The sequence below is a fragment of the Streptomyces sp. NPDC050759 genome, from assembly GCF_044456945.1.
Lineage (GTDB): Bacteria > Actinomycetota > Actinomycetes > Streptomycetales > Streptomycetaceae > Streptomyces.
The window spans coordinates 484,543-510,150 of sequence record NZ_JBITGI010000002.1; the positions used below are offsets into that span (position 1 = coordinate 484,543).

The 25,608-nt window shown below is 68.6% G+C and carries 26 protein-coding genes; 11 read left to right on the top strand and 15 right to left on the bottom strand.

Annotation, left to right across the window (positions count from 1 at the left end; genetic code table 11):
- Nucleotides 1–79 precede the first annotated feature (79 nt).
- Nucleotides 80–1,021 carry an SDR family oxidoreductase gene (locus tag ACIBJB_RS08065; RefSeq protein WP_398927691.1) on the top strand — a complete coding sequence of 314 codons (942 nt, stop codon included), beginning with the start codon at nt 80–82 and terminating at the stop codon, nt 1,019–1,021.
- Between the two features lie 4 nt (nt 1,022–1,025).
- Here ACIBJB_RS08065 and ACIBJB_RS08070 read toward each other — a convergent pair whose 3' ends face one another.
- On the bottom strand, nt 1,026–2,183 hold the full coding sequence (locus tag ACIBJB_RS08070) for an ABC transporter substrate-binding protein (protein ID WP_398927693.1): 1,158 nt from the start codon (nt 2,181–2,183) through the stop codon (nt 1,026–1,028).
- Between the two features lie 161 nt (nt 2,184–2,344).
- Here ACIBJB_RS08070 and ACIBJB_RS08075 point away from each other — a divergent pair, with 161 nt between their 5' ends.
- On the top strand, nt 2,345–3,148 hold the full coding sequence (locus tag ACIBJB_RS08075) for a MarR family winged helix-turn-helix transcriptional regulator (protein ID WP_398928423.1): 804 nt from the start codon (nt 2,345–2,347) through the stop codon (nt 3,146–3,148).
- Nucleotides 3,149–3,286: 138 nt separating this feature from the next.
- Here the strand turns inward: ACIBJB_RS08075 and ACIBJB_RS08080 are convergent, their stop codons facing one another.
- From ACIBJB_RS08080 to ACIBJB_RS08095, 4 genes are all read right to left on the bottom strand, one after another.
- A complete protein-coding gene (locus ACIBJB_RS08080) occupies nt 3,287–4,288 on the bottom strand; it encodes an LLM class flavin-dependent oxidoreductase (protein ID WP_398927695.1) in 1,002 nt (333 codons plus the stop codon).
- The gene (locus ACIBJB_RS08085) at nt 4,285–4,674 is read right to left on the bottom strand and encodes a TIGR04076 family protein (RefSeq protein ID WP_398927697.1); all 390 of its coding nucleotides are present in this window, start codon (nt 4,672–4,674) and stop codon (nt 4,285–4,287) included. Before ACIBJB_RS08085 ends, ACIBJB_RS08080 begins: the two co-directional genes overlap by 4 nt.
- 64 nt (nt 4,675–4,738) lie before the next feature.
- On the bottom strand, nt 4,739–6,277 hold the full coding sequence (locus ACIBJB_RS08090; protein ID WP_398927699.1) for a sodium:solute symporter: 1,539 nt from the start codon (nt 6,275–6,277) through the stop codon (nt 4,739–4,741).
- Nucleotides 6,274–6,579 carry a DUF3311 domain-containing protein gene (locus tag ACIBJB_RS08095; protein ID WP_398927701.1) on the bottom strand — a complete coding sequence of 102 codons (306 nt, stop codon included), beginning with the start codon at nt 6,577–6,579 and terminating at the stop codon, nt 6,274–6,276. Before ACIBJB_RS08095 ends, ACIBJB_RS08090 begins: the two co-directional genes overlap by 4 nt.
- 199 nt (nt 6,580–6,778) lie before the next feature.
- On the opposite strand from ACIBJB_RS08095, the gene ACIBJB_RS08100 reads away from it, so the two are divergent.
- The 9 genes from ACIBJB_RS08100 to ACIBJB_RS08140 all read left to right on the top strand — a co-directional run bounded on the left by ACIBJB_RS08100 (nt 6,779) and on the right by ACIBJB_RS08140 (nt 15,001).
- Nucleotides 6,779–7,315 carry a helix-turn-helix domain-containing protein gene (locus tag ACIBJB_RS08100; protein WP_398927704.1) on the top strand — a complete coding sequence of 179 codons (537 nt, stop codon included), beginning with the start codon at nt 6,779–6,781 and terminating at the stop codon, nt 7,313–7,315.
- A gap of 223 nt (nt 7,316–7,538) precedes the next feature.
- On the top strand, nt 7,539–7,730 hold the full coding sequence (locus tag ACIBJB_RS08105; RefSeq protein WP_398927706.1) for a ferredoxin: 192 nt from the start codon (nt 7,539–7,541) through the stop codon (nt 7,728–7,730).
- Nucleotides 7,727–8,905 carry a cytochrome P450 gene (locus ACIBJB_RS08110; protein ID WP_398927708.1) on the top strand — a complete coding sequence of 393 codons (1,179 nt, stop codon included), beginning with the start codon at nt 7,727–7,729 and terminating at the stop codon, nt 8,903–8,905. Before ACIBJB_RS08105 ends, ACIBJB_RS08110 begins: the two co-directional genes overlap by 4 nt.
- 10 nt (nt 8,906–8,915) lie before the next feature.
- On the top strand, nt 8,916–10,304 hold the full coding sequence (locus ACIBJB_RS08115) for an MmgE/PrpD family protein (RefSeq protein ID WP_398927710.1): 1,389 nt from the start codon (nt 8,916–8,918) through the stop codon (nt 10,302–10,304).
- A 1-nt stretch (nt 10,305) separates the two neighbouring features.
- Entirely contained in the window at nt 10,306–11,127 is an 822-nt protein-coding gene (locus tag ACIBJB_RS08120) for a mesaconyl-C4 CoA hydratase (RefSeq protein WP_398927712.1), read from the top strand.
- Nucleotides 11,128–11,131: 4 nt separating this feature from the next.
- The gene (locus ACIBJB_RS08125; protein ID WP_398927714.1) at nt 11,132–12,358 is read left to right on the top strand and encodes an NAD(P)/FAD-dependent oxidoreductase; all 1,227 of its coding nucleotides are present in this window, start codon (nt 11,132–11,134) and stop codon (nt 12,356–12,358) included.
- The gene (locus ACIBJB_RS08130; protein ID WP_398927716.1) at nt 12,358–13,152 is read left to right on the top strand and encodes an SDR family NAD(P)-dependent oxidoreductase; all 795 of its coding nucleotides are present in this window, start codon (nt 12,358–12,360) and stop codon (nt 13,150–13,152) included. Before ACIBJB_RS08125 ends, ACIBJB_RS08130 begins: the two co-directional genes overlap by 1 nt.
- 74 nt (nt 13,153–13,226) lie before the next feature.
- On the top strand, nt 13,227–13,940 hold the full coding sequence (locus tag ACIBJB_RS08135) for an alpha/beta fold hydrolase (RefSeq protein ID WP_398927718.1): 714 nt from the start codon (nt 13,227–13,229) through the stop codon (nt 13,938–13,940).
- Nucleotides 13,937–15,001 (top strand): maleylacetate reductase, encoded by a 1,065-nt coding sequence (locus ACIBJB_RS08140; RefSeq protein WP_398927720.1) that lies wholly within the window; start codon nt 13,937–13,939, stop codon nt 14,999–15,001. The genes ACIBJB_RS08135 and ACIBJB_RS08140 overlap by 4 nt, the downstream gene beginning before the upstream one ends.
- Before the next feature lie 98 nt (nt 15,002–15,099).
- Here ACIBJB_RS08140 and ACIBJB_RS08145 read toward each other — a convergent pair whose 3' ends face one another.
- From ACIBJB_RS08145 to ACIBJB_RS08190, 10 genes are all read right to left on the bottom strand, one after another.
- Nucleotides 15,100–16,191, bottom strand: coding sequence for a cytochrome P450 (locus ACIBJB_RS08145; protein WP_398927722.1), 1,092 nt, complete (start codon nt 16,189–16,191; stop codon nt 15,100–15,102).
- Nucleotides 16,192–16,295: 104 nt separating this feature from the next.
- A complete protein-coding gene (locus ACIBJB_RS08150) occupies nt 16,296–17,555 on the bottom strand; it encodes an NAD(P)/FAD-dependent oxidoreductase (protein WP_398927724.1) in 1,260 nt (419 codons plus the stop codon).
- Nucleotides 17,556–17,571: 16 nt separating this feature from the next.
- Complete coding sequence (locus ACIBJB_RS08155; protein WP_398927726.1) at nt 17,572–17,898, bottom strand: 2Fe-2S iron-sulfur cluster-binding protein; 327 nt, start codon at nt 17,896–17,898, stop codon at nt 17,572–17,574.
- A gap of 52 nt (nt 17,899–17,950) precedes the next feature.
- Nucleotides 17,951–19,156 carry a VOC family protein gene (locus ACIBJB_RS08160; protein ID WP_398927728.1) on the bottom strand — a complete coding sequence of 402 codons (1,206 nt, stop codon included), beginning with the start codon at nt 19,154–19,156 and terminating at the stop codon, nt 17,951–17,953.
- 10 nt (nt 19,157–19,166) lie between these two features.
- Nucleotides 19,167–20,177: a fumarylacetoacetate hydrolase family protein gene (locus tag ACIBJB_RS08165; protein ID WP_398927730.1), complete on the bottom strand. Its 1,011-nt coding sequence runs from the start codon at nt 20,175–20,177 to the stop codon at nt 19,167–19,169.
- Between the two features lie 51 nt (nt 20,178–20,228).
- Nucleotides 20,229–20,606, bottom strand: coding sequence for a nuclear transport factor 2 family protein (locus ACIBJB_RS08170; protein ID WP_398927732.1), 378 nt, complete (start codon nt 20,604–20,606; stop codon nt 20,229–20,231).
- 37 nt (nt 20,607–20,643) lie between these two features.
- Nucleotides 20,644–22,122, bottom strand: a complete 1,479-nt coding sequence (locus ACIBJB_RS08175) for an aldehyde dehydrogenase (protein WP_398927734.1) — start codon at nt 22,120–22,122, stop codon at nt 20,644–20,646.
- Nucleotides 22,123–22,291: 169 nt separating this feature from the next.
- Nucleotides 22,292–23,110, bottom strand: a complete 819-nt coding sequence (locus ACIBJB_RS08180) for an HpcH/HpaI aldolase/citrate lyase family protein (protein WP_398927736.1) — start codon at nt 23,108–23,110, stop codon at nt 22,292–22,294.
- A 15-nt stretch (nt 23,111–23,125) separates the two neighbouring features.
- Nucleotides 23,126–24,295, bottom strand: coding sequence for a CaiB/BaiF CoA transferase family protein (locus tag ACIBJB_RS08185; protein WP_398927738.1), 1,170 nt, complete (start codon nt 24,293–24,295; stop codon nt 23,126–23,128).
- A gap of 30 nt (nt 24,296–24,325) precedes the next feature.
- Complete coding sequence (locus ACIBJB_RS08190; RefSeq protein WP_398927741.1) at nt 24,326–25,543, bottom strand: FAD-dependent oxidoreductase; 1,218 nt, start codon at nt 25,541–25,543, stop codon at nt 24,326–24,328.
- Nucleotides 25,544–25,608: the final 65 nt, after the last annotated feature.

Here is a 25,608-nt window from a genome sequence, read left to right on the forward strand (position 1 = left end):
TCGTGCCCGACAGGCCGGCTCTGTTCGCACGCTGACGTGCGCTGCAGACGTTTCGAAAAAGACGAACAGGAGACACACCATGGGTCGCATCGTCATCAGCGGGGCCTCGGGAGACTTGGGGCACCGCGTCACCGACCTGCTTCTGGCCGCGGATCCGGATGCCGAACTGACGCTTGTGACGCGCACCCCGGAAAAGCTCGGCCGGAGCGAGACACAGCGGCTCCGCGTCCGCCGGGGCGACTACCGGGACGCCGGTTCCCTGGACGCCGCGTACAGCGGCGGTGAGATTCTCTTCCTGATCAGCGGACTGAATCTCGGGCGAAGGGTTTCCGAGCACCGGAACGCGATTTCCGCGGCACAGCGGGCTGGTATCCGCCATATCGTGTACACCTCGGTGGGAGGCGTGCAGCCGAACAATCCGGCTCTGTCCTCACAGGACCACTGTCAGACCGAGATCGATCTGCGAGCGTCCGGTCTGGCGTACACGATTCTCAGGAACTCTCTCTACTCGGAAATCGTGAGCAACGTTCTTGTGGCGCCCGGGTTGGAAACCGGTCTGCTCAGGCAGGCGACGGGCGACGGCTTCCTCGCGCCGGTCGCGAAGAGCGATGTCGCCGACTGCGCCGCCACGTGCCTGCTGCAGAACGAGCGGCACGCCGGCGCCGTCTACGAGATCACCGGCGGCGAGTTGCTGAACTTCCACGACATCGCGGCGATCGGTACGGAAGTCCACGGCGTCCCCGTCAAGTACGCGCCGGTCTCGGCCGAGGAGCGCCTCGCGTTCTACGACTCCGTGGGGATTCCCCGGACCTACGACCCCGACATGCCGCCGAGCGCGGACGGGCACATGTGGGCCAGTGACGAGTTGGTATCCGCGGAAGTCGCGATTGCCGAGGGCTACCAAGCCGTCATGTCCCACCATGTGAAGCACATAACAGGCCAGGAACCTGTTTCTTTGCGCACTGTGATGGAGCGTTGCAAGTCATTGCGCTACGACGAGATAGCCGCGCAGGTTTCATAGCACGCTATGCGCCGGGGTGCAGCCCGAGTGAGCCCGGTGTGGGGGCGCCCTGGACCTCGCCGAAGTAGAGGGCGAAGGTCTGCTTCCAGCGTTCGACCTCGGCGCGGTCCGCCATGAAACGCGGGAAGCCGTCGAGATGGGCGTTGGGGTATTCCCAGATCGGCTTGAGCCCGCCTGCGGGAGTGACGTCGGTGCGCACCGACCAGCCGTCGAAGGACTGCTCCTGCACGGCGCGGGAGAGCTGCCAGTTGAGGTAGAGCTTGGCCGCGGCGGGGTGCTTGGCGCGGGCGAGGATCGCCGCCCGCTGCCCCCAGGCCATGAACGGGTGGCCGTTCGGCGCGGCCCACTTCACGCCGGGCGCGATGGGCCCGGTCAGCGAGCCGGCGCCACCGATTCCGACCGGCTTCTGCTTGCTTGCGACGGAGACGATCGGGGTGAAGCTGCCGCGGCCGAACTCGACGTTCTGTGCGGCGAGTCGGCGCACCCAGTCCCAGCCGTACGCCTCTGTGTAGAGCTTGTACAGGTAGAGGACCGCGTCGTCGTCGTGCGGGTAGGTGGAGGAGATGGCACCCTTCCACCGGGGGTCGACCAGGTCCCGCGGTGTGGCGGGGCCATCGCTGCCGAGGGTTTGGTCGTACATGTAGCTGAAGGCGAAGACCGCGATGCTCACCCATGCGCCGTCCGGGTCCCTGAACTGGGGGTACAGCGCGGAGAAGCCGGCCGGCTTGTACCGCTGGAGTACGCCCATGGCCTTCCACCGGGCGAAGTCCTGCACGGTCTGCAGTTGCACCACGTCGGGGACGAGCGTGTCCGTGGCGAGTTGGTTGTCGATGCGTACGTCCTGGTACTTGCTGTAGTCGACGACCATGGTGAGCTTGATGTCCGGGAACTGCGACACGAACGCCTGCTTTGTTGCGTCCTGCTGGTCAGGGAGGTCGCCGCCGGCATAGATGACGAGTTCGCCGCCCTCACGTCTGGCGTCCGCGTACAGCTCGTGGAGCGACTGCTTCTCCTCCCGCACGTGCCTGCCGGGCCGGAACGCCGAGTGCGCGGTGCCCCTGGTTGCCGCAGCGGCACTGCCGGTGAACGACGCGCCCAGTGCCGTCGCGCCCAGGGCGGCACCCGCGCCGCCAATTATCCGCCGCCTGCTGAATGAGGTCATGGGACCGAGCCCTTTCAAGGTGACTGAGACTTCAAGTAACTGGTGGCGACACTATGACCATCTACTTGAGGCGTCAAGTATTGCTCGGTGTCGCACCGACCTCTCCCGCACCAACCGCACGGGCCGGACAGAGCTGTCGTATCGTCGGTGCGATGGAACAGGTGCCGTGGTTGACCGCACGTGAAGAGCGGGTGTGGCGGCTCTTCGCGGCCGTGCTCTTCCTGCTGCCCGAAGAGGTGGAGGCGCAGCTGCAACGCGACGCCGGCCTGACGCAGTTCGGGTACGGGGTCCTCTCCAGGCTGTCGGAGGCACCGGCGCGGGCCATGCGCATGACCGACCTGGCATCGATGGCTCACGGCTCTCAGTCACGGCTGTCCCATCAGGTGGCGAGCCTGGAGCGCCGGGGATGGGTCCGCCGCGAGCGTGCGGCCGAGGACGGACGGGGCAGCGTCGCCGTACTGACCGACGCGGGATACGCCAAGGTGGCGGCCATCGCCCCGGGCCATGTGGCAGCGGTGCGCTCGGCGGTCTTCGATGCGCTCAGCCCCCGGCAGCTCGATGAGCTGGAAGGGATCTGCACGGCGCTGCTGCAGTCCAAGATCCGTGAGGAGCTGGGCGATGGCCCTGCCTCGAGCAGGCAGGCCCTCGCTGGTGGTCATCGCGGTCATCTCGAAGATGACGCCGACAGTTCCGGCGCTTGTCCTCATGATGAGGACATCAGGGCGTCCGTCGAGACTCAGGCCGGCGAGGACCTCAGCGCCGGCTTGGCCCGGATATCCGACGCCCGCAGCGCTGTCGACTTCACCGAGCTCCAGCTCATCGACCGTGCCCGCGCCCAGGGGCAGACCTGGGAACAGATCGCCGCTGCGCTCGGCATGCCCGACCGCCGTCAGGCCCAGACCCGGTTCCGTCGGCTGCGCGAGCGGTGGCCCGAGTACGTACCCATGTCCGCAGCATCGCGATAGATCAAGTGCCTGACTCGCGACGTTTCACGCCTGCTGGGAAACCGTGGACTGTCAGGCGGGGATCGGGTCATCCTTCTCCGCGACCCTTCCACGGGGAGTGGCCGATGCGGCACATGCGTGTCTGACGAGCGCGACGGGTCAGGGGCCGAGCAGCGGAAGGACCCGGGTCCCGAGCAGGTCGACACCGAGGTCCTCGCTCAGGCCGTGCGGGGTACCGAACTCCACCCTGCTCACCCCGGCGTCGATGAGTCGCCGAGCCTGAACGGCGACCTGCTCGGGGGTGCCGGAGAAGGCGAACAGATCGAGCAGCTCGTCCGGGATGAGCGCTCCCGCGTCGGCCGCTCGCCCTTGGGCGAGGAGGGCCTTCACGCGGGCCAGCAGGTCCGCGGGCACGTCGACGGTGGGGTCGAGTTCCGCCACCACCGCCAGGTACATGGCAACTTCGGTGCGTGCCCTGGTGCGGGCGAGTGCTCCGTTGTCATCGACGACCGTCACGGCCCCCACCACGATGCCGGGCGCATCCACCAAGTGGTTCGCGCCATCAGCGCCTGGAGAGATACGGCCGCGCATCACCTCCACCATCGCGGGATTCGCCGTTCCACCGATCTTGACCTCCTGGGCGATCCGCCCGGCCATCGCCGCCGTCTGCGCTCCCCAGGTGCCGATCAGCAGGGGAACCTGGGGCCGATGGGGCGGGTATGCCAGGCGCGTTCCTGGGGCGAGCTGGAACACCTCCCCCTGGTAGCCATCCGGCGAGCCGGACAGTAGCGTCCTGATCAGTCCGGCGGCGTCCCGCAGATGTGCCAACGGCCGACGTTGGCTGATGCCCACGTCCCCGAGCCAGGAGCCCCGGGCCAGGCCCAGGTACGCCCGGCCGGACGAAGCCAGGTCCAGTGCGGCGACCTGGCCCGCGATCTCGTACGGGTGCATCGAGTACGGGTTCCAACACGCGGCGCCGATCCGTACTCGGCGGGTGACTCGGGCCATCTCCAACAGGGGGAAGATCGGTGGCTGGTACATCAGATCCCCGAAGACCGACAGGACGTCGAAGCCGTAGTCTTCGGCCTTCGAGGCGAGCCGGGCGTAGTCCACGGGGTGCTTGTCGCTCTGGAACCCCAGTCCGATCTCCGTTCCTTTCACGTCAGTTCCTCTGTGTTGAGACTGCAGCGGCCGATGCGGTCGATGCGCATGATCAACCTTTCTTCGGGATCAGGGCAGCACACCAGCGTGTCGCGCTCCAGCCAGTCGCTCTCTGGCAGGGCTCGCTGCTTGGCGGGTAGCAGCGGCAGTACCGCTTGGAGGGCGTAGACGCAGAAATGCCGTCCCTGGGGTATCCGCAACTCGGCGCTGTTGATCAGTTCGAAGTAGTCTCCCGCCGACATACCGCAGACCGACCGCCCCTCGATGCGGTCCACGGTGACTCTCAGGTCGTAGAGCTCAGTCAGCAGGGGGCCGGACCGGCCGCCACCGTGGGCGGCCTCCGGAGGCGGAAACGGCGCGGGAGTGCCGGTGGTGCCTTCTTCCACGGGCTTTCCTTCCTGAGGTTGGGTTCCTGGGGGCGAAGGCCGGAAAGGGCCGGACGCAGTGCTTTCAGGCGGGCGACGCCTCTCCTGTACGCGGGTCGGGGACGGCTTCTCGTGTGACGAGAACGGTGGTCGGTGCCGTGAGGTCCAGACCCACCGCTACGGCCCGTGCCCTGGGTGCGGGCGTGCACAGGCTCACCAGCACCGCCACCAGCGCGTTGATCGCCATGGCGATCAGACCGGGTTCCCAGGCCGGCAGGTGCGCGGCCCAGAAGTCCTTGGCGAATGGCGCGAGCAGCGCGACGAACCCTGCGGCGATGCCCAGCAGTACTCCGGCGGCCGACGTCCTGCGCCACAGGAAGGACAGGAAGACGCCCGGCGCCAGCATGCCGATCGCCGAGTAGGCGTAGAGCAGGATGTCCACCAGCGAGTTGCTCTGACCGAGCGTCAGCCACACCGCGACCGCGGCGAACGCGGTCATGGACAGTCGGCAGATCCACAGTGTGCTGCGGTCGGACAGATCCCGCCCGGTCAGTCCGACGACGTTACGGGCGAAAAGTGATCCGCTGGTGAGCAGCAGGACGGAGCCGGGTGCTAGAGCGAGCAGGAAGCCCGTACCCGCGACGAGGCCGATCACCCAACCCGGATACTTGTCGGAGACGAACTGCAGCAGGGCCGCGTTGAGGTTTCCGCCCTCCGGCTTCGTGCCGGCCACGAGCGCCGCGAAGCCCAGCAGAATGATGAAGAAGTACGCGAGCGAGTACAACGGCTGCCAGATCGCGTTGCGCCGGATCGAGGTACCCGAGGCCGCCGAGTAGGACACCTGGAAGAGGTGAGGGAAGACCCAGTTGCCCAACGCCACGTTGAGCGCCGAGGTCATCAGCCACACGGATGTCGTCGGGGACTTCGGATCGATGCCGGGGAAGCTGCCGATACCTGGATGCTGCTGTTCGGCGATGTGGAAGACGTCGAGGAACGACGACGCTCCCACTTTGCCTGCCACGGTGGCGGTGAGGAGCACCATGACCACGATCATGAGGATGTCCTTGACGCCGGCCGAGAAGGCGGCCGAACGCAGCCCGGCCAGGAACACGAAAGCCAGCATCAACAGGGCACCGATCACGACGGCGGCGTCCGGGGAGACCGAGCTTCCCATGGTCAGCCGCACGATCAGGCTGAGGCTGACGAGCTGGATCTGTACGTACACGATGAGCGCCGCGATGCCCACCAGGGCCGTCACCGCGCCCAGCCAGGGCGCGTCGAATCGTGCGGTGAAGAAGTCCGCCTGGGTGATCAGCCCGTGCTTGCGCCCTGCCCGCCAGATCTTCGGCATGATCCAGTAGCCGAGGGCGTAGCTGAGCGAGACGGAGGTGAAGGCGAGGTACGCCGGGGCGCCCAGGGCCCAGGCGTATCCGGAGATTCCCAGGACGGCGAAGGTGGTGTAGATCTCTCCGGCGTTCATGAACCAGAACAGCACGGTGCCGAAGCGGCGGCCGCCGACCGCCCAGTTGGACATGGTCCTCGATGAGGTGCCCGCCCGCCGCCCGAAGCCGATGGCGCCGAGCGTGGTACCCAGGACGATCACGATGGCGATGAGAAGCGTCATGAGCGGTCACCTCCGTGCCGCTCGGCGTCGGCGGTACCTTCGGTGGCGGCGATGAAGTCGGCCTCCTCGGCCGCCGCTCCGGCCCGTTCGCCGAGCAGGAAGACGACTGCGATGACGGCCGAGGTGACCAGTACTCCGGCCATCTGCCAGACCATGGGGAAGGGGATGTTGAACGGCGCGGAACTCACGTCGTTGACCACGGGAACAAGGGCGACCTGCCAGACGAAAGGCAGGACGAGGAGCCAGTGGTGGGGGCGGGGTCTGCCGTTGTGCCGTTGTCTGCGGCGTTGAGTCGATGTCATGGTCTCTCCCAAACGTGGAGTACAGCCGGGGACACGACTACGGTGTGCAGTGCAGGTGCACAACGTGCTGCGACTGTAGGGTGGCCTGAATTGCACGTCAAGGCCAGCGCCTTGAAGCGTAGGTGTGCATGTACGCAGGGGTATCCCAAGCGGGCCGACTGGCAGGCCGTTTGTGCAGTGGAGATGTACAGGGAGAGAGATGATCGGGACCCAGCTCCGTGAGCTTCGCTCGAAGCGAGGCCTGAGCCTGCGCGCGCTCGCCGCCGAGACGGGGCTGTCACCGACGCTGCTGAGCCAGGTGGAACGTGGCGTGACGGATCCCAGCCTGGCCACTCTGCGGCGGCTCGCCGCTGTGTTCGGCGAGTCCGTGTCGTCCTTGTTCGACGACGCCGCGGCGCCTGCCGTATGGGTGAGCCGACCGGGCGAACGCACCATGCTCAGCGGCCCGCGGGGGCTCGTCGGCTACGAACGCCTGACGCCAGGCAACGGCCAACTCGAAGTGCTGCGTGCGGTACTCCCGCCTGGCGCGGCCACCAGTACGGAGCCCTGGGCGCACCCGTCCGTCGAGTGTGCCTTCGTCATCGCCGGACCACTGTCCGTGGAGATCGCCGGACGGACTCACCGGGTTGCCGGAGGGGAGGCGATCACGTTCGACTCCCGACAGCCGCACCGCTATCTGAACGAGTCGCCTGATCCGGTCGAATACATAGTTTCGGTCAACCCTCCCTCTCCGTGAGGGTTTTCGCGTCGGCTGAATTCTGACTCTTCCAAGATGCAGGGTCCCCGGCACGGATCCCATCCCATACCTCTGCTGTATGGATGAGGAAAACTTTTGATATTTGCCAGATGCCGTGGCCTGACTCAGTGTTGAGGCACAGCTGGAGCCCGCCCCTCTTGGCGCGACACCGATCCACCGGGACCGTTCCACCGGGAGGGCTCCGCGAGAAAGGAGTCCCGCGATGGTCGAGGTCACAGTGGATTTCGCCCGGTGCGACGCCAACGGCACCTGTGCGGCACTGATGCCGGACGTGTTCCGGATCGGTGAGAACGGCCTGCTCGAGCAGTTGACCACCGAAGTCGGGGACGCTCGTGCGGACGAGCTGGAGGAAGTCATCCTCTGCTGTCCGCTGGGGGCGATCTCACGCTCATGACCACGACACTGCCGCACTTCGAACCGTTCTCCCCGGATGCCCTCGCGCACCCGGGCGGCGCCCTGACCGAGGGCCCCCTCGCGCTCGGCTCGGCCGGCTACACCGTCCTGAGCTTCGAGCTCGCGACCTCCGTGCTGCGCGACAAGCGATTCCAGAACGCCGCGCTCAAGCTGATGGAGGACTTCGGCATCACCGACGGTCCGGTGCACGACTTTCGTGCCCACAGCCTGCTCATGGCCGACGGCCCGCGTCACCTCCGGCTGCGCACGCCGCTGGCCCGTTTCATGGGACCGGCGACCGTCGAGAACATCCGCGGCGCCCTGCGCCGGATCATCCAGGACCTCGCCGCCGACCTCGACCCGTCCGTGCCGGTCGACTTCCACAGTGCCGTCGACCGGCGCCTGCCCGCGCGGGTGTACTGCCACCTCGCCGGCGCACCGGTCGAGGACGCCCCCAAGGTCGCGAGCCTCTCGGAGCGGACGCTGTCGCTGCTGAACCGCGACCCCAGCCTCACACCGGTGATCGTCGGCGCGTACGACGAGTTGTTCGCCTACCTGGAGGACCTGGTCGCGCGCAAGCGTGCACAGGGCCTGGGCGACGACATGCTCTCGTTCCTGATCGCCCAGCACGACGCCGGCAAGCTCTCCGAGAAGGAGCTCTTCAACGAAGCGGCCGCCATGCTCGAGGCGAGCTCCGTCAACACCACGCACCAGACAGGCCTCGTCGTGTGGACGCTGTTGCGCGACCGGGCGGTCTGGCAGCGGCTGGTCGAGGATCCGGCGCTGATCCCGGCCGCGGTCGCCGAAGTGCTTCGGCTGTACCCGCGGCCCGGGGTCATCAGCAGGATCGCGACCGAGGACGTCGAGCTGAACGGGACCGTCATTCCCGCCGGTTCGGACGTCCACGTGGCGGTGTGGTCGGCCAACCGCGACCCGGCGCGCTTCGACAGCCCGTCGGACTTCCTGCTCGAACGTGAGCGCAACCAGCCGCTGACCTTCAGCACAGGCAGCCACAACTGCCTCGGGCAGGGGCTTGCGAAGGTCGAGATGGAAGAGGTCGTCAGCTACCTGGTCGAGCACTGTCCGAACGCCGTCGTGGTCGAGGAGGACACCGAGATCGGGCAGGCCGGCGGCCGGTGGCTCGTGAAGTCGCTCACCGTCGACCTCAAGTCGTAGGCGGGGCGTGATGACGGACACCGAAGGGTCGCTGACGGAACGTCTGGCCGCACACTGGGCCGGCCTGCCGTTCGACGAGATCCCGGCCGAGGTCGTCGGACGGGTCAAGGACAACATCCTGGACACGCTGGCGGTGGCACTCGCAGGGGCGCGCACCGAGGAGGCGCGGCGGGTCAGGGCCGCCCTGACCAGCGTGCAGCAGACCGGGGCGGGCAGCCTCGTCTGGGGGACACCGTTCCTGCTCCCGCCGTCGCACGCCGCCCTCGCGAACGGGACGTCGGCGCACGCGCGCGACTTCGACGACGGAGGCGGACCGGGCCACGCGGGTTCCACCGTGCTGCCGGCGGCCCTCGCCGTCGCCGAGGCGACCGGGGCCGACGGGCGGGCGCTGATCGCGGCGACGGTCGCCGGGTACGACATCGGCTACCGGACCCTGCAGGCGCTCGGCGGCTTCGCCGCGCACACCGACCGGGGCTGGCACTCCAGCGGCACCATGGGCAGCTTCGCCGCTGCGGCCGCCGGCGCGAAGGTTCTGGGCCTGGACGCCGAGCGCTTCGCCGACGCGCTCGGCATCGCCGGATCGTTCACGGGCGGCGTCTGGGCGTTCATCGACGACGGCGCGTGGACCAAGCGGATCCATCCCGGCAAGGCCGGGGAGACGGGTGTCGACGCGGCGCTGCTCGCGCGCGCCGGGATCACCGGCCCACGGCGCATCTTCGAGGCCGAGTGGGGCGGCCTGTTCGCCGTCTACAACGGCGGGCAGGGACACGCGGAGCAGGCACTGCACGACCTCGGCGCCGACTTCAACGTCGCGACCGCGTACATCAAGCCCCACGCCTGCTGCCGCGGAAGCCACTCCACGATCGACACGGTGCTCGCTCTCATCCAGGAGCGGGACATCAAGCCCGAACACGTGCGGCACATCTCGATCACGGCCGGGGAGACAGCGGTGAACATGCTGTCGGTCGACCCCATCCAGACGGTGTTCGACGCACAGTTCAGCCTCCCGTACGCCGTGACGATCGCTCTGCACAACAGGAGCGTCGGGCTTGACCAGTTCGACCCGCCCCGCATCGACGAGCCCGGCATCCGAGCCACGTTCCAGAAGATCTCGATGCACGTCGACAGCAGCATCCAACTGGAGGACGGGCCGCGGCTGGCGGTGGAGTTCATGGACGGCGAGACGGTGACGCTCCCCGCCGGCAACCCCACCACCGCCAGAGGGTCGGCGCAGAACCCGCTCTCCCACGCGGAGGTCGTGGACAAGGCGGAGGCAGTGCTCGCGCCCTACGGACACGAGGTCGCGCGAGACCTGGTGCGTGCGGTGGAGAACCTGGACGACGCTCCGGACCTGTCGGAGCTCCTGCGCGCTCTTCGCGCCGGAAGACAAGGAGAATGACATGGTCACGAGCGAGGGGACGCGAACGGTCGAGCGGACCGAGGTCATCGCGTCCGAGCCGACGGAGGCCTTGGCGGCCGCGCTGGACATCGAGATCCCGCACGCGGCGGGAGACCCGGTCCCCCCGCTGTGGCACTGGATCTACCTGCTGGAGCGTGGCCCGGAACGCGAACTCGGCGAGGACGGCCATTCCGCGACGGGAATCCCCGCGCCTCCCGGCCCGGGACGCCGACGGATGTTCGGCGGCGGCCGGGTGACGACGCTGGGCCGCCTCGTGATCGGGCAGCCCGCGACCAAGGTGACCTCGGTCAAGCGATCCGTCGACAAGGTGGGCAGGACCGGGCCACTGACGCTGACGACCGTCCTCCAGGAAATCTTCCAGGACGGCGAACTGGTGATCCGGGAGGAACAGGACATCGTCTACCGCGCTCCCGGCTCCGGTGCGCTGCCGCCGCCGCCCGCGACGACGACACCCCCGGCGGGGCCGGCGCTGGCCCTCGCGGTCGACGAACGGCTGCTGTTCCGGTTCTCGGCGCTGACCTACAACGGGCACCGCATCCACTACGACCTGGGCTGGTGCAGGCGGGAGGGATACGACGGTCTCGTCATCCACGGGCCCCTGCTGGCGCTCATGACGGGCGAGCACCTCCGCCGCCAGGGCATCGATCTGCGGGGCCGCACCTTCGGCTACCGCTTTGTCTCCCCGCTGACCAAGCCGCAGACCATCACGGTCGTCCCCGGCGCGGACGGGCTGGAGCGCGGTGCCGAGGCACGCGGCGCGGACGGAACCGTCGCCGCCGTGAGCACCCTCACGGAGGTCTGAGACCGTGACCGCATCCACCACCGATGTCGCCATCGTCGGCGGATCGACCGCAAGCCTGCGGGCCGCGGAAGCCGTCGCGCGACACGCCCCGGAGCTGCGCGTCACGGTCATCAGCGACGAGCCGCACCTGCCGTACGAGCTCCCGCCGCTGTCCAAAGTCGCCCTGCACGACCGGCTCGACGTGGACGCGCTCGTCTATCCCTTCGCCGCGGGCCTGCGCGACCAGGGGGTCGACTTCAGACTCAACACCCGTGCCCAGGCGCTCGACACGAAGGCGAACACCGTCCTCCTGCCGGACGGAACGCTGACGTATCGCGCGCTCGTCATCGCGACCGGGTGCGAGCCGGTGATCCCGCCACTGTTCGCCGGTCGTTCCCGCGTGCACGCGCTGCGCCGCTTCGAGGACGCGACCGCCCTGCGTGCGGCGGTCGCCGATCCGGCGGCCTGTGTCGCGATCGTCGGAGCCGGCTTCATCGGTGGCGAGTTCGCCTCGACGCTCGTGAAGGCGGGCCGGACCGTTTCCGTCATCGACCTGGCGGCAAAGCCGCTGGGGCGGTTCGGCGAGCCGGTCGCCGAGGCCTACGCGGCACTGCACCGGGAGGCGGGCGTCGGCCTGTTCCTGGGCTGCGGTGTCGTGGACGTCAGCGAGCACGAAGGGTGCCGCTCGCTGGTGCTGGACGACGGCACGCGGGTTCCCGCCGACGTGATCGTCGTCGGTGTCGGCGTGCGCCCGTCGATCGACTGGCTCCGGGACTCCGGCCTGACCTTCGACAACGGGATCCTGGCCGATGCCACTCTCCGGGCGGCGGACAACGTGTTCGTCGCCGGCGACATCGCCCGCTGGCCGAACGCGCGGTTCGACACCGTGATGCGGATCGAGCACTGGACCAGCGCCGCCGAGCAAGGACGCGCCGCGGGAATCAACGCCGTGAAGCTCATCCGCGGGAGCGAGGGCGAAGGCTTCACGAACGTGCCGTACTTCTGGTCGGACCAGCACGGCGTCCGCATCCAGTTCGCAGGTCATCTGACCGGCGACGAGGAGATCGTGGAGAGCCGCGCCGAGGACGGCTCGCTCTTCCTCTACCGGCGTGGCGAGGCGGTGACGGGCGTGCTGGCCTTCGAGCGGCGCGCCGAGTTCGTCAAGCTGCGCGCGCGCCTGCGCCGGGAACTGAGCTGGCAGGCCGTCGGCGAGTTCGTGCCCTCAACAGTCTTCAGCGAGGAGTATCAGTGATGGGTGACGTGGCGAACCGGCGGACAGCGGTCATCACAGGGGCGGCCCAGGGACTGGGGGCAGCGATAGCGTTCCGGCTTGCCGGTGAGGGATACGCGATCGCCCTCCTGGACCTGCAGAAGGAGGGCCTGGAACACACCAGGGAGAAGATAGAGCGCCGGTTCGCGGACACCACGGTCACGACGATCCCGGTCGACCTTTCCAGCGAGGAACTCGTCGCGGACGCGTTCGGGGAGATCGACGCCGCTCTCGGGCGCGTCGACGTGCTCGTGAACACCGCGGGCGGCAGCGGGACCGAGCAGGTGCGCGACATCGAAGACCTGTCGTCGCAGACCTGGCACACCGTCCTGGACAACAACGTCACGAGCGCGTTCCTGTGCTGCAGGTACGCCGTCCCGATCATGCGCCGGAACGGCTACGGCCGGATCGTCAACTTCTCGTCCGCGGTGTCACGTGGCCTCTCCGGCCCGTCCGGGACCGTCGGCGCGCGGCTTGCGTATGCCACATCCAAGGCGGCGATCAACGGCTTCACCAGGCAACTCGCCAAGGACCTCGCCCGCAGCGGGATCACCGTGAACACGGTCTCCCCCGGGCTCGTCCTGCCCGAGGAGGGCCGGGTGAGGAGGGTGTTCGACGCACTCCCCGACGCCGACCAGGCCGCCATCCGGGCGGCGATACCGGCCGGTCGAGCCGGTACGGCCCATGAGATCGCCTCGGCCGTCGCCTATCTGGTCTCCGAGGACGCCGGCTTCACCTCCGGCACCATCCTCAGCGTCGACGGTGCCGCCTCCTAGTGCCCCGCCCTTGGGAAGCCTCGCACCTGCCCGCAACCGTCACGTATCAAAAGAACAAGAAAGGGAGCAGGCCCGTGCTCCAGTATCCGTTGGTCCTCGTGCCCGCTCTGGGCTGCGATGCCCGGCTGTGGCAGCCGGTCATAGACCGGGTCCACGACCTCGTGGAATGCGTGGTCGTTCAAGGCAGCGGGACCTCGATCGCGTCCATGGCGGACGACGTACTCGCCCAGGCACCGGACCGGTTCTACCTGGCCGGGATCTCGATGGGAGGCTATGTCTCCTTGGACATCGCGCTCAAAGCGGCTGGGCGGGTCGCGGGACTGGCGCTGCTGAACACGTCCGCGATCGCCGCACCACCCGACCGCAGGCAGAGCTCGATCGGCGTCATGGAACTGGCCGAGTCCGGCCGGTTCGACGAGGCGGTGGATCTGGTCAGTGGTGCCGTCGCGCCGGCCCGCCCCGATGTGACCGCCCTCGCGGCCGCGATGGCTCGCGACCTCGGCGCCGAGGTCTTCAAGGCACAGCAACTCGCGGTGCTGCACCGTCGCGATCGCACATCGGAGATCGCGAAGATCGCGGTGCCCACATTGATCGTCGCGGGTGATGCCGATGTGATCACTCCACTCCGGCTGAGCGAGGAGATGGCGAGTTCGATCCCCGCTGCGGAGCTGAATGTGCTGGAAGGGATCGGCCACCTCTCCCCCCTCGAAGACCCGGCCGCAGTCGCAGCACGCCTCGGGGACTGGCTTGTGCGCAGTGACGGCCGAGCCCGGAGGACAACGCCATGACGCTCTCGTTCGATCACACGACGCACGGCCAGAGGGTGCTGTTCGGCACCAATGCCGCCATCGCCAACGCGGTGGCCGCGGTTCAGGGCCTCGGCGCGAAGCGGGTACTGCTCATCGCGGACACGTTCGCGATGGCGCTTTGCGACGCGATCGCCGAACGGACCCCCGTCGTGGCGCGGGTCCACGAGATCGTCCAGCATGTGCCGGTCGAGAACGCCACGCGAACCGTCGCGCTTGCCCGAGAGCACCAGGCCGATGCGGTCGTCACGATCGGCGGCGGCTCCTCCATCGGCCTGGCGAAGATCGTCGCCCGCGATGCCCACCTGCCGATCGTGGCAGTACCGACCACCTTCGCCGGCTCCGAGGCGACGAACGTGTGGGGCGTCACGGAGCGCGGGCGCAAGACCACAGGCGTCGACGACAAGGTACTGCCGAAGGTCATCGTCCACGACGCGTCCCTGATGGCGAGCCTGCCCGGACAACTGGCCGTCTCCAGCGGCCTCAACGCGGTCGCACACGCCGTCGACGGGTTCTGGGCACCCCGGCACGACCCGATCAACAAGGCGATGGCATCGGAGGGACTGCACGCCCTCTTCCCCGGCCTGCGCGCCCTGCACGCCGACCCGGACGACATCGGGGCCCGCGAGCAGACGCTCTACGGTGCCTACCTCGCTGCGGTCGCGTTTGCCTCGGCGGGTTCCGGAATGCACCACAAGATCTGCCACGCGCTCGGCGGCACCTACAACATGCCGCATGCCGAGACGCACTCCGTAGTCATCGGCTACGTCACGGCGTTCAACGCCCCGTACGCCGCTGACGCCGCCGAACGCATCGCCGCGGCCATCGGCGACGGCCGCACCGCTGCTGCCGGGATCCACGCACTCCGGCAGGAGGTCGAGGCCCCGATGTCGTTGCGGGAGCTCGGCCTCAAGGAGGAGGCCATCCCCGAGGCGGCCGGCATCATCCTCCCGGCCGTCCCGCCGTCCAACCCCCGCCCGGTGACCCGAGCCGCCCTCGAGGCGCTGCTGCGCGCGGCCTGGGCAGGGGACGCTGTCGAGTGAGAGACGCGGCCGCGACCGTGCATGCCGTCTCCGGCGAGCAGGCTACGCGCCAGCAGTAGACGAAGGAGACTCGACCGGGGTGCCTCTGCTGCACCCGCTCAGTTCCAGGTCACCGGAAGTGTGGTGAGCCCGCGGAAGAACCAGCCGTGCCATGCCTCTTGGCGACGCGGGTCGGTGCGGAGCCCCGGAAGTTCCGTGTACAGCAACGGTATCGCGATCTCCCCGATGCCGATGCGGGCGGCCCAGTGACCGGCGCACAGGTGCACGCCGCTGCCGAAAGCGAGGTGCGGCTGTCGGGGGCGGGTGATGTCGAACTCATCGGCGCGTTCGAACTCGGCGGGGTCACGATTGGCCGCGCCGACGACAACACCGATCGGTGCGTGCGCCGGAAGCGTCACATCCCCTAGCACAACCTCACGCGTCGTCACCCGACGGTACATCCCGATCGGGGACAGCCATCGTACGGTCTCGTCGAAGACCGCCGGCCACAGGGCCGGATCGGCGAGCGCCCGCTCGCGTTGGCCGGGATGGCGGCTCAAAGCCCACACCGAGCTCGTGATCGCGTGCTGCGGTTCGTTCATGCCTCCGGAAATGATCAGGTTGATGTTCGCGATGACCTGCGGCAGCGGGAGCTCTGCGTTGGCGAACGCGGACACGATCGTGTCGTCCGGGTGGGACCGGTAGTAAGGGATGAGTTCGTCGAGCAGGGCATCGACCTCCTCGCGGGCCTCGTCGTTACGCCGCCAGATCTCCGGATCGTCGAAGAGGTTGCCGATGCCCGCGACGAAGGCGTTCGACCAACGCCGCATGTCCTCGATGTCGACGTCTTTGAATCCCAGCAGGTCGATCAGGTTCTGCGAGGCGACGGGGGCAGCGTAGTCGCGGTTGAGCTCGGCCTGGTCGGGGCCCTGCTCGCGCAGGACGGCGAGGTGAGTGCGAGCGTTGTGTTCGAACACCGGGGCCCAGCGGGCGCGCAGGTTCTTGGGCCGCAGGGTGGGGTTGATCACTCGCCGCTCGGTCGTGTGGTCAGGGTCGTCCTTGCTGAGCATCGGCCGGGCGCCCACCGCCCTGGCCATGGTGCCGCCGTCCCCGGTGGGCTTCGCGCTGTAGGTCTGCTGGTCCTCTTCGATGGCCCGGCACGCCCGGGACGAGGTCACCAGATACAGGTTCAGCGGGGGGACCCATGCCACCGGAGATTCGTCGAGCAAACGGCGGTAGGTCGGGTATGGATCGGCGGACATCACCACGGGGTCCACCCAGTCCGCACTGGGCACAGGAGAAGGCGACGTCATTGTCATGGGAGCTCCTCGGAGGAAGTGCGGGTACTCAGCGGGCCGCCATGGTCTCCCCGGGCGAACTCCTTGAGGCTGAACCCCGGATCGCGCAGTTGTCCGGGTTCTGGTGAGCGACCGGCCGTCAGCACGCGCCGCGCCGCGACGTGGTCAGCGGGACGATTGAGCGATTCGACAGCGACGAGGCGGCCCCGCCGGTAGCAGCAGACCGAGAAACGGCCGGCGTCGGGATCACCGGTCACGACACTCTCGTCATCGGGCCGGCGCACGCCGGCGATCTGCAGCTTCAGCTCACCTTGGTGGGTCCAGAACCAGGGCAAGTCCGCATAGGCGTCAGTGCCACCGAGGATCATCGAGGCGACGTGGCGAGCTTGGTCGGTGGCGTTCTGTACCGACTCCACCCGCATCCGGACACCGGCGTGCACGTTGGGGTGGTTGGCGCAGTCACCGACGGCGTAGACCGCAGAATCGGCGGTGCGCAGATACTCGTCGACGACGATCCCGTCCGCGACCGGAAGGCCGGCCTGGACGGCGAGTTCGACCCGCGGCACGACGCCGATACCGACGAGTACCAGATCGGCCGGGTACCTTGCGCCCGTTGTGCTGATGGCACCGTTCACGCGACCGCCGTCGCCGGTGAACCGTGCGACCGCCTCACCGAGCCGTAGATCGGTGCCGGCCGCCCGGTGTGCGGCCGTGAGGTGGGCTGCCATTTCCGCGGACAGCGCTCGGCCCAGGGGGCGGTCCGCTGCCTCCAGGACGGTGGTCCGAAGCCCGTGCTTGCGGGCCGCCGCGGCGAACTCCAGGCCGATGAATCCGGCGCCGACGACGAGCACTGCCCGGCTTTGGGACAGGGCCGAACGCAGGGTGTCGGCGTCGCCGAGGGTACGCAGCGTATGGATACCCGCCAGGTCGGATCCTGGGACGGCGAGCGTGCGGTTGGCCGCCCCAGTGGCCAGCACCAGGACGTCGTAGGGCAACTCGCGACCGTCGGAGAGCCGAACGGCTCGCGATCGCAGTTCCACAGTGGCCGCGGTGACACCGATGTACAGGTCTATGCGGTGGTCTGCGAAGTACTGCTGCGCCCGCAAGTGCGGCGCCGTCCGTGTCCCGGCGGGCGACAGGTACTCCTTGGACAGCGGTGGACGCTGGTAGGGCAGGACGGGCTCGTCGCCGACGAGGGCCATGGGACCGACATGGCCGCCCTCGCGCAACGCATCCGCGACCTGGACCCCGGCATGTCCGGCACCGATGACGACCACGCGGCGCCCGGCAGGGTCAGACCTGGGATCCGGGCACATCGACCTCGACCTCCTGCAGATCCACGCCCAGCGTCAGCTGACACCCCAGGCGGCTGCGTCGCCCGTCGCGCGGGCTGGCCGTGCAGTCGAGCATCTCTTCCTCGTCCTCACCGATGGGCGGCAGCTCGCTCACGTAAGGATCACGAACGAGGACATGGCAAGTCGCGCACATCGCCTGCCCCCCGCACTCACCGACGATGCCGGCCACGCCGTTCTGCACGGCCGCCCGCATCACACTGACACCGGTATCCGCCTCGACGATGTCCGTCGTGCCTCCGGCATGGTGGAAGATGATCTTAGGCAACAGGACCTCTCTCGTAGCGCGTCATGAGCGACGGATGGCACGGCGGAGTGCGTCAGCCGAGCGGTCCCCAGAAGGTCTCGCCGCCGTAGGTGTCCGACAGCGGCGTCAGCGTCTGTGGCCACACGCCGGCCTGGACCTTCCGGCGCTCGTCCACGGGCCGTACGCGGCCGTCCCAGCCGACCTGCTCCATGTAGTAGTACAGCTGCATCACGTGCCCGTCGGGGGCGACCGCGTGGATCACGTAGTCGATCCCCGCGTGGATCTCCTGCGGCAGGTCGATGAGCTTGACGCCCTTCTCCTCCAGGAACCCCTTCGCCGCGCGGAGTTGCTCGTAGGAACCGACCTGTACACCGAAGGTGAGCAAGGTGCTGTCCTCGCGCGCGCCGAGCACGCTGCGCAGTTCCAGTGGGAGGAGCGTCAGGCTGTGGTGCTCGGTGTTCGCCCGCAGAAACAGGACGCGGTGGCCGGCGATCGAGGACTCCTCGCTCGTCCGCAGGCCGAGCCGCTCGGTGTAGAAGCGCTCCGCCGCATCGAGGTCCTCGACGAAGATGCTCACCGGTCCGATCCGCACCGGCTTGAACGGTCGTGCGAGCAGAACACCGCCGACGTCGTACGTCTTCGGCAGCTCATCCACCCAGCGGTGACCCGACGTCAGATCGATGCCCTCGGTGCGGGCTTCGGCGAGTTCGGTCGACTCCGACTTGTACGGCAGCTCGGGATGCTCGTTGAGCCACGGCCACGTCACCTCGGGCTTACTCAGGCCGTCCCAGCCGACCTGCTCGATGCCGTACTCCAGCTCGTTGGTGTGGCCGCTCGGGTCCGGGAAGTAGGTGTGCCAGTTGGACCCGGGGTCGCGGCCGTAGCGCCCGATCTTCTGCCCGAGCTCGGCGAGCCAGAGCCGCGCCTCGACGACCTCGCGGAGGCCGCCGACCTGCCAGGTGATCTGGTTGACGGTGATGTCGGAACGGGCCGGCGGCTCCCGGTGCTCGATCCACGGGCGCGGCATGAGCACGAAGGTGTGGTGGTCGCTGTTGTGGCGCAGGAAGTAGACGTGCTTGTCGGGCACCGAGTCGAGCCAGGGGCCCGGGTCGTACTTCTGGAGATCGAGGGCGTCGGACACCGCGAATCCGAGCACGTCCCGGTAGAACGCCGCCGACTCGGCGGTGTTGTCGACGCTGACGCCGAAGTGGTTGAGCCGCCGGATCTTGAAGGGGCGGTCGTACAGGACGCCGCCGACCTGGAACTTCTGCGTGGTCATGTTGGTCTCCTCAGCCGGTCGGCTTGACGACTTCGTTGCGGATGGTGCCGATCAGGGCGGAGGAGACTTCCACGACGTCACCGGGCTTGAGGAACAGCGTGTCCGGGAACGATCCGTCGGGCCCCTGCCGGCTGGAGTCGACGGCGGTGCCCTTGGGCGTGCCACTGGCGATCAGGTCACCGGGCAACAGGGTCGTGTCCCTGGAGAGATGCTCGGCGAGCGCGGCGAAGGAGTGGACCATGGAACGCGTGTTGCCGCTCTGACGCACGTCGCCGTTGACCCGGCATTCGATGGGGATGTCCTGCGGATCGATACCGTCGTCGACGACGATCCAGGGTCCGATCGTCGCGGAGCCGTCGAAGTTCTTCGAGTACATGAAGTCGGGGCCGAAGGAGACGTTGTCCCTCACCGACCAGTCGTTGAACAGGGTGTAGCCCCACACATGGGAGGCAAGATCATCGCCCCTGATGTCGCGGCCGCTCTTGCCGATCACGACGGCCACCTCCGCCTCGTAATCCAGCCGCTGGGTGCGTGCCGGGTAGCGCAGCGGATCGCCGCTCGCGGAGACGGCACGGTGGTCCTTCACGAAGAACTTGGGTCCTCCCGCGAGGAGACGGTTGATGGTCGCCTCGGTGTCCTCGCCGTGAGAGTTCTCGGCCGCGCTCTGCATGTGGTCGGCGAAGTTGGCCAGAGCGCACAGGATGCGGGACTGTCCCTCGATCGGGGCGTGCAGCCGCGTCTCGTCAAGTCCGAACCAGAGCTGCTCACCTGTCACCCCACGCACGTCCTGCGCCTGCTTCAGCAGGTACTCCAGTGCGGCCCGTGCACCGTCGAGGGCACGAGCCCCCTCTTCGATGAACGCGTTGAGCTGAGCGGGGACTGCTGCGGCTGCGTCAGCAAGTGGCCGGGCGGCAGAAGAGGTCTCGGCCAGGTACTTCGCGTACGCGGCGCTGATGTCGACGACGGAACCTTCGTGCACCACACCGACCCGCCGAGTGGGGCCGAATACTGCGACCTTCATGGTTCTCCTTGTGAACTGGTGGGGAAACGCGCCGTACGGCGGGGCGTCAGATCACGCCGCGTCGGGGTCGACGCCGACCTTGTCGAAGAGACGTCCGTCGGTGGGGGTGAGGCTGTAAATGGCGAGACGCGCGATCTTCCCGTCGCGGACGGTGAAGAAGTCGGCGAGTGCCACGGAATTCCCGTTCGCGATCAGGTCGATCTCGACAGCGACGTTCTCGCCATCGACGACAAGCCGTTTGGGGTCCGGCTTCATCGCACCGGGCGCGAGACCGTTCTCGTACATCCGCCTGATCGCGTCGGCACCGGTCAGCGTGCCGGCGGCGTTCTGCAGGACGGCGTCCGCGGCGAAGAGGGCTGCCACGGCCTGCGGATCGGCCGCGGTGACCGAGGCGAAGTAGGCGTTGACGACCTCGACGGGACTCGTCATCACTGCCCTTCCTCTCGTGTTGTTCCTGGTGTCCGGCTCATGCCGGGAGGTACTTCGTCGAGGCGTAGACCGACTTGTACTCGAGGTAGGCGTTGATCCCCTCCGGACCGAGCTCACGGCCGATGCCCGAGTCCTTGTAGCCGCCGAACGGCGCGCCGAGATCGAGGGTGTAGTAGTTGAGCCCGATGGTGCCGGTTCGGACGCACCGTGCCACGGCCAGCGCGCGGTCCTCGTCGGCGCTCCAGACGGAGCCGCCGAGACCGTAGTTGCTGTCGTTGGCGATCCGGACCGCGTCATCGTCGTCGTCGAAGGGGATGAGGGCCATGACCGGGCCGAACACCTCCTCGCGGGCGAGCCGGTCGGCGTTGTCCACATCGGCGAAGACGGTGGGCTGCACGAACCATCCCCGGTCCAGGTGATCCGGCCGGCCACCGCCGGTGACGAGTCGGGCGTCCGAGTTCTTGGCGATCTCTATGTAGTTGAGGACCCGTTCGAGGTGCGCACGGGTGGCCATCGGACCCAGCGTCACCGAGGGGTCGAGGGGGTCTCCGAGCCGGTACGCGTCCGCGAAACCCGCGACGGCGTCGACGACTTCGTCGTAGCGGGAGCGTGCGATGAGGATCCGCGACTGGGTTGTGCAGGTCTGGCTGTTGTTGAGGAAGGAGGCGTTGTCCAGGCCGGCGAGGAGTGTCTCGACGTTCCCGTCCTCGAGGAAGATCGCAGCCGACTTGCCGCCCAGTTCGAGGGTGACCCGGCGGATCAGTCGTCCGCACTCCTGGCCGATGGCCCGGCCGGCCTCGGTGGACCCGGTGAAGGCGATCTTGTCGACCAGCGGGTGGGACACGAGCGCGGCGCCGGCATCACGGTCACCGAGCACGATGTTCAGCACGCCTGCGGGCAGCCCGGCCTCCTGGGCGGCGTCGGCGAAGACGTAGGAGTCGAGCGCGGTCTCCGGCGAGGGCTTCAGCACCACCGTGCACCCGGCGGCCAGCGCGGGTGCGATCTTGAACATGGCCAGCGCCTGCGGGAAGTTCCACGGTGTGATCGCACCGACGACGCCGACCGGTTCGCGGTGGACGATCGTCGAGCCGGCCATGCTCGGTCGCGCCTCCTCCAGCGGAAGGCTCTCGACGACGTCGGCGTAGATCCGCAGGAGGACGGCGGGCGCCCCGCCGTTCAGCATCTGCGAGAGCCCGATCGGCATTCCGTTCTCGCGGCTGACCAGGGTCGAGGTGTCCCCGGCGCGCTTTTCGAGCGCGTCCGCGAACCTGCGCAGCACCTCGGCACGTTCGGCCGCGGTGGTACGACCCCACGGGCCTTCGTCCAGTGCGCGCCGGGCGGCGCGGACGGCGGCGTCGATGTCCGCTTCCGTGCCCAGCGCGGCCACACCGATGCGCTCACCCGTGGCGGCCTCGATCTGCTCCTGCACGCGGTCGCCGCTCGGGGCGGCCCATTCTCCGTCGATGAAGAAGCGCTTCCGGTCGAGGTCGCTGGGGCGCTGGGTGGTGAGGGACATGGCTTCTCCTGCCTGTCACAAGACGGACATCGCCTGTAAACAAAGGATGTTGGCCGGAGCCGGAGTTGACGAGGCCGGGAATGTTCGCCCGGTGATTCATCTGGTGCATGAAGGTGTGCGCAGCCCCACGGGCCCGGCGTGCTGCACCACCGGTACGCCGGTGCGGGTGTCAGCCGGCTCGCTGCAGGATGGCCTTGGCCCGTGCGAGGACCGGGGCGTCCACCATGTGTCCGTCCACGCGGGCAGCGCTGCTCCCGGTGGCGGACGCGACGACACGGCGGGCCCAGCGGACCGCCTCCTCGTCGGGCCGGAACGCGGCGTGGGTGGGCTCCACCTGCTTGGGGTGGACGAGGAGCTTCGCCGTGAAGCCGGTCTCCTTCGCCCGTCTCAGATCCCCGTCAAGGGCCTCGGCGTCGTCCAGCGCCGTGGTCACCCCGTCGACGGGGCCTGGCAGCGCAGCCGCCCTCGATGCGAGTACCAGGGACGACCGGGCGTGGAGCATCGCGCTCCACCCGGGGTCGGCGCCCAGGTCGAGTGCGTAGTCGAGGTGCCCGAAGGCCAGGCGGGCGACCGCAGGGGTGCGGGCGATGTCATGGACGCGGACCATGCCGACCGCCGACTCGATCAAGGCGATCACCGGTACGCCGGCCCACTCGGCGGCAGCCGTCGACGACTCCGGCGAGTCGGTTTTCGGAACCATGACCGCCACGAGGCCGGGAATGTCGGCAAGGGCGTCCAGGTCGGTGCCGTACAGCGGGCTCGACGGGTCGTTGATCCGCACGCATGCACGACCGCCGTGCGAGAGCCACTCGACCGCTGCTGCGCGCGCGCTGTCCTTGCGGTCTCCCGCGACCGCGTCCTCGAGGTCGATCACCACCAGATCTGCGCCCGAGTCGACCGCCTTGTCGAAGCGCGCCGGTTGATCGCCGGGCACGAAGAGAAACGACCTCGCCGCTTGTACGACGTTGTTCCGATGCGTGTGCGGCATGCTGACCACCCGCACCTAACGGCGGCTGTCCGTGAGCTCTGCCGACGGCAGTGCTCCGAACTCGGCAAGTACGGCATCGGTGTGTTCGCCGACTTCCGGAACCCGGCCCATGACCGGCTTCGCGCCCACGAACGTCGCCGGCGGAATGAGCGCTCGTAGCGTCCCGGCCGGTGAGTCGTACTCCAGCCACCGTCCTCGAGCCTTGAGCTGCGGATGATGCGCCAGGCCGGCCATGTCCCTCAGCAGGGCGTTCGCGATACCCGCGGTCTCGAGCCGCTGTGCGACCTCCTCGGCAGTGCTGTCACCGAAGGCCCGCTCGATCTCGGCCTGCAGCTGCGCGCTGTGCTCCACTCGCGCGGAGTTCCGGACGAATCTCGGGTCGACGGCGAGGGTCGGCTCGCCGAGGATCCGCTCACAGAACATGGCCCACTCGCGCTCGTTCTGGAGCCCGAGGAAGACCTGCTCGCCGTCCCCGCAACGGAACGGCCCGTACGGAGCGATGGCCGCGTGTCGCGCCCCGGTCCGCGCGGGCGGCGTGCCGCCGTACAGGGCGTAGTTGAGCGGATAGCCCATCCATTCGGCGAGCGCCTCCAGCATCGAGATCTCGATCGTGACGCCCTCATCGGTCCGACCGCGCTGGATGAGTGCGGAGAGGATGCCGCTGTACGCGTACATGCCCGAGGCGATGTCCGCGATGGAGATGCCGACCTTCGAGGGCTCGTCCCGGGTGCCGGTGATGGAGACCAGGCCGGCCTCGCACTGGACGAGCAGGTCGTACGCCTTCTTGTCGGCATAGGGTCCGTCGCCGCCGTAGCCGGAGATCGAGACGTGGATGAGGCGGGGGTTGACGGCTCGGAGCGCATCGGCGCCGAGCCCGAGCCGCTCGGCCGCGCCAGGGGCGAGATTCTGGACGAAGACGTCGGCCCGGCTCACCAGGGCCGCAACGGCCGACCTGCCGTGGTCGCTCTTCAGGTCGAGCGCCACTGACTCCTTCGACCGGTTGAGCCAGACGAAGTGGCTCGCCAGCCCGTGGACGGTTTCGTCGTAGCCGCGGGCGAAATCGCCGGCGCCGGGACGCTCGATCTTGATCACTCGGGCTCCGAGATCAGCCAGCTGACGCGTCGCGAACGGCGCGGCGACGGCCTGCTCGAGGGAGACGACGAGGAGTCCGTCGAGGGGGTTCATGCCGAATTCCTTCGTTTGTCGTCAGACACGTCAGAGACGGGTCCGGGCGGCGAGCAGGGAGGGGGTTTCCAACTCCTTTGTGAAGTACAGGCGTTCCGCGGCGAACTCGGGGTCGCGTGACATCCGCCGGAAGACTTCGAGGTCCTGGTCGAGCTTGACCGGATCGGCGGAGTGGAAGAGCAGTCGCTTGTTCGCGGAGGCCCGCGGGCTCGCCCTCTCCAGGAAGGCGCGGCGACGCAGGTCGGCGTAGACGTCGAGGACGCCCTCATCGGCGCGTTGCTGGATCACCGCGCCGAGTGCCTCGTTCAGGACGTAGGAGTCGAACAGTCCCATCGTCAGTCCGAGGCCGCCGGTCGGATTGGTGGCGTGCGCCGCGTCGCCGGCGAGCAGTACCCGGCCCGCGCGGTAGGCGGACGCGCTGCGCTGATGCATCCGGTACGGCGAGAGCGCGACCAGCTCCGTGTGTGGGGCGATGTCCTCCCCGAACACGCCGGCGAGGAATTTCGGGAGCCGCTCGGCCGCGGACTCGGCGGGCAGCGCGTCATCCTCCATGTAGGTGTAGCGCCACAGGCCGTGGTCACCCGACTCGTCGATCTTGGCGATGATCGCGCCGTAGACGTCGTCGACATAGAACGTCGACTGCGCCCAGCCCGGGCGGGCGTCGGGGAAGCGCACGTTCGTCGCGACGAACCGCTCGGGCCATGTCATGCCGTCGAAACCGAGCCCGGCCTCGACACGAACCCTGGAGCCGGCGCCGTCGGCTCCGACGAGCCAGGGGGCGCGCAGGACCTTGCCGCCGCTCTCGGTGCGGACGGTGACCTCGACCCCGTCGCTGTCCTGGGTGACCGCGGTGACCTCGTGGTCCCAGAGCACGCGGGCGTTCTCGAACGTCTCCAAGTGCCGCAGGATCACTTGGGCCAGCGCTCCCTGCCCCAAGTGCAGGTTGTAGGGCCGCCGCACCCTGCCCTCGAGCGCGTGCAGTCCGTACGCGATGATCTCGCCGGTCCGACGCACCCGGTAGGCATAGTCCTGCTTCAGGAACCCGGCCCGAAGCGCGTCGTCGAGGACACCCAGACGAGCCAGACCATCGAGTGTGGCCCAGTGGTAGACCATCGCCCGTGGCGCGTCCTGCAGGGCCGACGCACGCTCGACCACGGTGACGACGACGCCCTGCTGCGCCAGGCCGAGTGCGTTGAGGAGCCCGGTCGGCCCGGCCCCTGCGACGATCACCTGTTGTTCCTCTGCCACCTGTCCTCCAGCTCTGGAAGCCACCGGCCGCTACGGACCGCGAGCCTCACGTCACCTTGCTGGAG

What these genes read in the sequence shown, in the direction of transcription:
- ACIBJB_RS08165 (WP_398927730.1), bottom strand. Translation starts at nt 20,177, where the DNA reads ATGAAGGTCGCAGTATTCGGCCCCACTCGGCGGGTCGGTGTGGTGCAC.
- ACIBJB_RS08170 (WP_398927732.1), bottom strand. Translation starts at nt 20,606, where the DNA reads ATGACGAGTCCCGTCGAGGTCGTCAACGCCTACTTCGCCTCGGTCACC.
- ACIBJB_RS08185 (WP_398927738.1), bottom strand. Translation starts at nt 24,295, where the DNA reads ATGAACCCCCTCGACGGACTCCTCGTCGTCTCCCTCGAGCAGGCCGTC.
- ACIBJB_RS08070 (WP_398927693.1), bottom strand. Translation starts at nt 2,183, where the DNA reads ATGACCTCATTCAGCAGGCGGCGGATAATTGGCGGCGCGGGTGCCGCC.
- ACIBJB_RS08120 (WP_398927712.1), top strand. Translation starts at nt 10,306, where the DNA reads ATGGTCACGAGCGAGGGGACGCGAACGGTCGAGCGGACCGAGGTCATC.
- ACIBJB_RS08180 (WP_398927736.1), bottom strand. Translation starts at nt 23,110, where the DNA reads ATGCCGCACACGCATCGGAACAACGTCGTACAAGCGGCGAGGTCGTTT.
- ACIBJB_RS08115 (WP_398927710.1), top strand. Translation starts at nt 8,916, where the DNA reads ATGACGGACACCGAAGGGTCGCTGACGGAACGTCTGGCCGCACACTGG.
- ACIBJB_RS08110 (WP_398927708.1), top strand. Translation starts at nt 7,727, where the DNA reads ATGACCACGACACTGCCGCACTTCGAACCGTTCTCCCCGGATGCCCTC.
- ACIBJB_RS08130 (WP_398927716.1), top strand. Translation starts at nt 12,358, where the DNA reads ATGGGTGACGTGGCGAACCGGCGGACAGCGGTCATCACAGGGGCGGCC.
- ACIBJB_RS08090 (WP_398927699.1), bottom strand. Translation starts at nt 6,277, where the DNA reads ATGACGCTTCTCATCGCCATCGTGATCGTCCTGGGTACCACGCTCGGC.
- ACIBJB_RS08105 (WP_398927706.1), top strand. Translation starts at nt 7,539, where the DNA reads ATGGTCGAGGTCACAGTGGATTTCGCCCGGTGCGACGCCAACGGCACC.
- ACIBJB_RS08175 (WP_398927734.1), bottom strand. Translation starts at nt 22,122, where the DNA reads ATGTCCCTCACCACCCAGCGCCCCAGCGACCTCGACCGGAAGCGCTTC.
- ACIBJB_RS08140 (WP_398927720.1), top strand. Translation starts at nt 13,937, where the DNA reads ATGACGCTCTCGTTCGATCACACGACGCACGGCCAGAGGGTGCTGTTC.
- ACIBJB_RS08160 (WP_398927728.1), bottom strand. Translation starts at nt 19,156, where the DNA reads ATGACCACGCAGAAGTTCCAGGTCGGCGGCGTCCTGTACGACCGCCCC.
- ACIBJB_RS08095 (WP_398927701.1), bottom strand. Translation starts at nt 6,579, where the DNA reads ATGACATCGACTCAACGCCGCAGACAACGGCACAACGGCAGACCCCGC.
- ACIBJB_RS08100 (WP_398927704.1), top strand. Translation starts at nt 6,779, where the DNA reads ATGATCGGGACCCAGCTCCGTGAGCTTCGCTCGAAGCGAGGCCTGAGC.
- ACIBJB_RS08065 (WP_398927691.1), top strand. Translation starts at nt 80, where the DNA reads ATGGGTCGCATCGTCATCAGCGGGGCCTCGGGAGACTTGGGGCACCGC.